The organism is Mesorhizobium sp. M0001, assembly GCF_040324255.1.
Classification (GTDB): Bacteria; Pseudomonadota; Alphaproteobacteria; order Rhizobiales; family Rhizobiaceae; genus Mesorhizobium.
The window spans coordinates 1,001,620-1,008,370 of sequence record NZ_JAMYVS010000002.1 but is presented as its reverse complement, the minus strand read 5'-3'; the positions used below and the strand labels follow the sequence as shown (position 1 = coordinate 1,008,370).

5 protein-coding genes are annotated in these 6,751 nt (G+C 62.2%); 4 read left to right on the top strand and 1 reads right to left on the bottom strand.

Features of this window, described 5'->3' with window-relative positions; all coding sequences use genetic code 11:
* The 4 genes from NKK50_RS09880 to NKK50_RS09865 all read left to right on the top strand — a co-directional run.
* On the top strand, window positions 1-2,392 hold a 2,392-nt coding region (locus NKK50_RS09880; RefSeq protein ID WP_352543302.1), incomplete at its 5' end, for a beta strand repeat-containing protein.
* Between the two features lie 201 nt (window positions 2,393-2,593).
* Window positions 2,594-4,267 carry a type I secretion system permease/ATPase gene (locus NKK50_RS09875; RefSeq protein WP_245274101.1) on the top strand — a complete coding sequence of 558 codons (1,674 nt, stop codon included), beginning with the start codon at window positions 2,594-2,596 and terminating at the stop codon, window positions 4,265-4,267.
* Between the two features lie 19 nt (window positions 4,268-4,286).
* Complete coding sequence (locus tag NKK50_RS09870) at window positions 4,287-5,624, top strand: HlyD family type I secretion periplasmic adaptor subunit (protein ID WP_023833457.1); 1,338 nt, start codon at window positions 4,287-4,289, stop codon at window positions 5,622-5,624.
* A gap of 277 nt (window positions 5,625-5,901) precedes the next feature.
* On the top strand, window positions 5,902-6,249 hold the full coding sequence (locus NKK50_RS09865; protein WP_348524520.1) for a conjugal transfer protein TraD: 348 nt from the start codon (window positions 5,902-5,904) through the stop codon (window positions 6,247-6,249).
* Here the strand turns inward: NKK50_RS09865 and NKK50_RS09860 are convergent.
* Complete coding sequence (locus NKK50_RS09860; RefSeq protein WP_352543301.1) at window positions 6,189-6,527, bottom strand: AIPR family protein; 339 nt, start codon at window positions 6,525-6,527, stop codon at window positions 6,189-6,191. The genes NKK50_RS09865 and NKK50_RS09860 overlap by 61 nt on opposite strands.
* Window positions 6,528-6,751 lie beyond the last annotated feature (224 nt).

The following is a 6,751-nucleotide window of genomic DNA, read 5'->3' as shown; positions in this document are numbered from 1 at the left end:
GGTCACCATCGACACGCTCAACCCGAGCGTCATCGTCAACATCGTCGACGGCGCGCTCAGCGACACCGACAACAACTCGAACGTCACCTTCACCTTCTCGGAGAAGGTCAGCGACGCGACGTTTGCCGGTCTGGCAAGCGGCGCCGGCATCACGGTGGCGGGCGGCACGCTGTCGGCTCTCACCTGGAACGCCGGGCATACCGCGGCGACGGCGACGTTCACGGCGACCGACGCCAGCGAGACGGCGGGCTCGGTGACGGTTGACGCCGGCTACACCGACGTGGCGGGCAATCTGGGCACCAGCGGGACGGACACGGTCACCATCGACACGCTCAACCCGAGCGTCATCGTCAACATCGTCGACGGCGCGCTCAGCGACACCGACAACAACTCGAACGTCACCTTCACCTTCTCGGAGGCGCCAGGCGCCAGCTTCACGGTAGGCGACATCACGCCGACGAATGGCACGATCACCGGCTTCACACAGGATACCGCGACCACTTACCACGCCACCTTCACGGCGACCGACGGGGTTTCTGCGACGGGGTCAGTATCGGTGGCGGCTGGCAGCTACACCGACCCTGCCGGCAACACCGGCGCTGCCGGCTCCGACACGGTCACCATCGATACCGGCGGCGATACCACAAAACCGTTCGTCGTATCACCAGCCACCGTCACTAAGGCACCCACAAATAACGATAGAACTGTTGTTCTCACGTTCAGTGAAGCTTTGACAGCAGGTACATTTACCGCCGCAGATTTGCAGGTCGTAGGTGGAACGATTTTCTCAGTGACTGCGAACGCCACCCAAACCCAATTTACAGTAGTTGTGACAGGCGTGGGCAACTCCGGCTCGGGAACTCACTCGATTACGGTACTCGCAAACGGCTATACCGACGTTGCCGGAAACCCAGGCCTAGGCTCAAATGCAATTCCCATAAATAATCCCGGAAACCAAAGCTTTCCCGCCGGCGTCTCCGGCGAGCCCATCAATCTCGCCCTGACCGATCCGTCACAGCAAGGCGCGCTCATCACCGTCACAGTGAAGGACGTGCCTTCGGGCTGGAGCATCGATGGCGCAACCGACAACGCCGACGGCAGCTGGACGGTTGTGACCAGCGACCTGCACGGCCTGACCGTCACCACGCCGGCCAGTTTCACCGGAGCAGCCGTGCTCGACGTCCAGATGACCTGGATCAACGTCGACGGCACCGTGGGCACCGCGTCGGTTGCCGACAATGTCGAGGCCTACGCTCCGGGCTCGCCGATCTTTGCCTGGTCCGGCGACGACGTGCTGACCGGCTCCAGCGGAAACGATCTCTTCGTCTTCTCGCAGCCGATCGGCAACGACACGGTGCACAGCTTCGACGCTGCGGCCGACCAGATCGACCTCATCGGGTACAACGGATTGGCAAGCTTCGCCGACGTCCAGGCGCATATGGTCGACGACGCCAACGGCAACGCGGTGATAGCGCTCGGCGACGGGCAGTCGATCACGCTTGATGGCGTGCACTCAAGCGCACTCACCGGAAGTAATTTCGTCTTCGACCAGACGCCGGTGGTCAACAATTCAGGCACCATGACGATCGGCGACGGCGCTCTGCTGCCGCTGAGCGGCATTATCAACAACAGCGGCCTCATCACGCTCGACTCGATGGGCGGCGATACGCTGCTGCAGGTCATCCAGCATGGCGTGACCCTGCAGGGTGGCGGGCAGATCCTGCTGTCCGACAGCACCGCCAACGTCATCTCCGGCACGGGGCCGGGCGTCACCCTGGTCAATGTCGACAACACGATCTCGGGGGCCGGCCAGCTGGGCGGCGGGATGCTCAGCCTCGACAACAGCGGCACCATCATCGCCACCGGCTCGAATGCGCTGGTCATCGACACCGGGGGCAGCGTCGTCGTCAATTCGGGAACGCTGGAGGCAACCGGCTCCGGCGGCCTTACGATCACCGGCGGGCTGGCGAATTCCGGCATGATCTGGGCCAATGGCGGTAACATTGACATCAACGGCCAGGTCACTGGCGACGGCGATGCCACGATCGGCAACCTGTCGAAGCTGGAGTTCGGCGCGGCCTCTTCAACCGACGTCACGTTCGCGGCGAATGCTGCCTGCACATTGCAGCTGGACGATTCCTTCGATTTCAGCGGAAGCATCGCCGGCATCACCAATGACGACAAGGTGAACCTCGAAGACATCCTGTTCGGCACCGGAACGTCCGCTGCCTATCAGGCGGACCTCGACGGCACCGGAGGAACGTTGACCGTCACGGACGGCACGCACAACGCCACGCTCCACCTGCTCGGCGTCTACGATGCCCACAGCTTCACACTTGCCGACGACGGCACCGGCAGCACGGTGGTGCAAGTGAGCGACTTTGTGATGTGAACCAAAAGGAGAGCCGCGCGGATAGGCGCGGCTCTCCTCATGCTGCCGGTTCCTGATTCAGCTTACGAATTAAGGTTTACGGCAGGAAGAGGAAGGGATCACGTGGCCGGTTGGACGATCAGGAGTAGTATCGGTTCCGGGCGTGGACAGGGGGGGCGGTTTTCCGCTGGGTAGTTGAGTCTCGACAACAAATCCAAGATTGTGAAGGACGCGCTTCGCGCATGCCGCCGCTATTTTCTCGTTGCGGCGGCATTCAGCCTGGCGATCAATCTGCTCTATCTCGCGTCCCCACTTTACATGCTGCAGATCTACGACCGGGTCGTCACCAGCGGCAGCGAAACCACGCTGGTGATGCTGACCCTTGTGTTGCTGGCGGCCTTCCTTTCGCTGGCCGGCCTCGATCTGGTGCGCGCCTGGGTCCTGACGCGTGCCAGCGCGCGGCTCGACCGGCTGCTGTCGGCAAAGATCCTCGCCGCGTCGGTCGAAACCCCATCGCCGGGCTCCTCGCAAAGCCAGCCGATCCGCGATTTCGATACGTTCAGGCAGGTGATCACCGGCAGCGGCATCCATGCCCTGTTCGACCTGCCATGGTCACCCATCTACATCGGCATCATCTTCCTGCTGCATCCGTGGCTCGGTTTCTTCGCGCTGGGCTGCTCGCTGCTCTTGATCGCCATGGCCGTGCTCAACGAGTATCTCGTGCGTTCGCCGCTGAAGCAGGCCAACGACCTGGCGACGACCAACTACAACTTTACCGAAATGAGCCTCAGAAACTCGGAAGTCGTTCGCGCCATGGGGATGATCGACGGTCTCATCCGCCGCTGGGGGCGCGACCGTAACTTGGCGCTGCGGCGCCAAGCGGAGGCAAGCGATCGCGCCGCCCTGATGTCCGGCCTGATCCGGTTCCTGCGGCTCACCATGCAGTCGCTGATCCTCGGCTTCGGCGCCTATCTGGTGATCGAGCGGCAGATCACCGGCGGCACCATGTTTGCGGCGAGCCTCTTGCTGGGCCGGGGGCTACAGCCGGTCGAGCAGATCGTCGGCCTTTGGCGCAGCCTGATCCTGGCCCGGGCGGCGTTGGCAAGGGTCGAGAAGCTGGTCGACGGGGGGGCGCTCAACGAAAGATCTTTCAACCTGCCGAAGCCCACCGGCAAGATTTCGGTCGAGCAGGTCAGCTTTGCAATTGCCAGCCAGCAGAAAGTGCTTCTCCGCGACGTATCATTCCGGCTGGACGCAGGCGAGGCGCTGGGAATCGTCGGCCCTTCCGGCGCCGGCAAGTCGACGCTGGCGCGTCATCTCGCGGGCGTCATGCAACCCAGCCGCGGCACCGTCAGGCTGGACGGGGCCGACCTGTCGCAGTGGGGGCACGACGCGCTCGGCGACCACATCGGCTACCTGCCGCAGGATATCGAACTCTTCGCCGATACGGTCGCCGCCAACATCGGCCGCTTCAAGACCAATGTCGACCAGGAGGTGATAGCCGCCGCGCGGCTCGCCGGCGTTCACGAGATGATCATTCGGCTGCCGCAGGGCTACAAGACCCAGATCGGCGAAGGCGGCGCAGTGCTGTCGGGAGGATATCGGCAGCGGATTGCTCTTGCTCGTGCGGTATTCGGGACGCCGAACCTGATCATTCTCGACGAGCCGAGCTCCAATCTCGACGCCGATGGCGACCGCGCGCTGAGCGAGTGCGCGATCGAGCTCAAGCGCCGCGGCAGCACAGTGATCATCGTATCGCACCGGCCTTCGACCTTGGCCAATGTCGACAAGATCCTTCTGTTGCGCGATGGCGCCGTCGAGGCCTTCGGCATGAGAAACGAGATCGTGGCGCTGCTCAACCAGCGCGCGGCTCCAATGGCGGTGGCAACCCAATGAGCTGTGGCCGGAGAGATCGATGAGCGACGGCGCCCTCACCTACCGGAGCCTGTCCGGCGAAACCGGTATCCTGGCCCCGGATTCGATCCGGGTGCCGGCCTCTGTCGGCCTGCTGATCATCATTGCCTTCTTCGGTATCTTCGGCGGCTGGGCGGCTTTTGCCCCGCTGAACGGCGCCGTGCTCGCCGACGCCATCGTCAAGGTGGAAGGCAATCGAAAGAGCGTACAGCATTTCGACGGCGGCACGGTGAAGGAGATCCGCGTCAAGGATGGCGACATCGTCAAGGCAGGCGATGTGCTGGTGGTGCTCGACGACACGCACGCCCGTTCCGAATTCAACCTCTATTCGCAGCAATATGCGTTGTTGCGCGCTACCGATGCCCGCATTCGTGCAGAGCTCGACGGCCATGAGGCAGTCGCCTTTCCGAAGGACATCACCGCTGAGCACCAGGCCTATCTGCAGGACGCGATGACCAACCAAATTGCCGACCTCGGGAGCCAGCGCGCCTCGATGGCCGGTGCCAAGCAGATCCTGCAGAAACGGATAGCCGAACTCGACGAGCAGATCGATGGAAAGCAGGCGCGCGTCGAATCTTTTCGTGCGCAGCTCAAGTCGACAATTGATGAAAAGGCAGGCCTCAACAAGTTGCTGAAGGCCGGCCTGACAACGCGCACGCGTGTCCTGGAGCTCGACCGCTCCGCCTCCGACCTGCAGGGCCTGATCGACCAGACTCTCGGCGATATAGCCGGAAACCGCCAGAGTAAGGCCGAGCTTGAAAGCCAGATTGCGCAGCTCACCAACGAGCGCCGCGCAAAACTCTCAACCATGCTGATCGACGCCCAGTCCAACCTCGCCGACCTGGTACCGAAAATGTTCGCCGCGCAGGCCACGGTCGACCGCGCCGAAGTGCGGGCGCCCTATGACGGCCAGGTGATGAATCTCACCGTTTTCTCGACCGGCGCGATCGTCGCCCCCGGCCAGACCATCCTCGACATCGTGCCGACTAGGAATTCGTTGATCGTTCAGGCGCAGGTGAAGGTCGAGGACATATCCAGCCTGCGCGCCGACATGACGGCCGAGGTCCGCTTCACGTCCTACAAGCAGCGTTCGATACCGGTCATTCATGGACGGATCACCCGCATTTCGGCGGATCGCGTCACCGACAGCAAGACCGGGCTTCCCTACTATCTTGCCGACGTAGCGGTCGATCCCGCGGAATTGGCCGGGGCCCCACAGATTGCGCTTTATCCGGGCATGCCGGCGTCAGTCATGATCCTCACCGAGGAACGCACCGCACTGGACTACATTTTAGGCCCCCTGGTTGTGTCGTTCCACTCCGCGTTTCGCCAGAAGTAACGAGCTTCGCGCCCAACATATTCGCGTTTTTTCAATTTGCGGACGCGGTCCAAGGTAGGTGGCGAGACCCATCTTATTCGATCGTCTGCGCCATCTCCAAGGCGGCCCAACCCATCCGGGAGCTTATTTCGATTTCTGGCGATTACGGTTGGGGTAGTTCCATGTTGCACGAACTTTCCGGCTCTGTGTCGCTTAAATCCTTTCTTTCCGGGCATGTCTCGGCCCATTCCTTGCTGTCCCTCCAACATGGCTGCAACACAAATTGATATGTTTGTTCGTGTATGTTCGTCCGATCGGCCTCCTCGTCACGGCAGGCATCGTTGATCTGACCAACTACGATCGCGCTGCCAACTACGGCGCGATGCTCTGGATGACCGCGAAGGTCCAGAGCCCAGAAGGCGAGCAAGCCCAACGATTATGGACTGAGAAGGGTAGCCAGGCGTTCGATACTGAAGGGCATGACGAGCGGATGGGACGGCGAACTTACCCACAGTTGGCGCGAGCAGCGGCCGGCACGAAGCCCGAACAGCAGACTTCTCCGGTGCGCCAGCGCCGACGCCGCAGTCAAACGCCCGCGCAGGAAGCTTTCGTCGCTACCGCGCGCACGTTCGTAGAACCAGCGTGACTGACGTTGCATACCGCCCGCCGGGCGCGCCCAGATCGACCCGAAAGCTCCTGCATCCGTCGGTGGAAGCGATGATTGGACGAGAAGTCGGCCATGTCGACCTCGTTCTGATTGTTGGCCGACTGGGAGACGCGCGGCGCGATCTCCCCGGTGTCACCATCGTCCAGAATCTCGATAATCTTGAGCGGCACTTGGAGGCGGCTCGCGTCCACATCCTCCTTGCGCCACGCGCGGAAGATCGAACCGGTCGTCTGCCGCGCAATCACGCTGATCAGCAATGGCAAGACCTACGTCGAGCCCACAACCACCGCGTCCGTTTCCGCGGTCTGGGCGAGGAGCTGGGACATGGACGAAGGTTTGCTATCTAAGAATTCGATGACTGCTAAGGCACTGAAGCGCAAAAATCGCGATCGTGGTTACCCGGTGGGCAGGCCATTGGAACCAGTTCGCGAATTCGGCGTTGCGAGCGGATGATCAGAAGTTTCGCTTACGCTCTTATCCT

What these genes read in the sequence shown, in the direction of transcription:
- NKK50_RS09870 (WP_023833457.1), top strand. Translation starts at nt 4,287, where the DNA reads ATGAGCGACGGCGCCCTCACCTACCGGAGCCTGTCCGGCGAAACCGGT.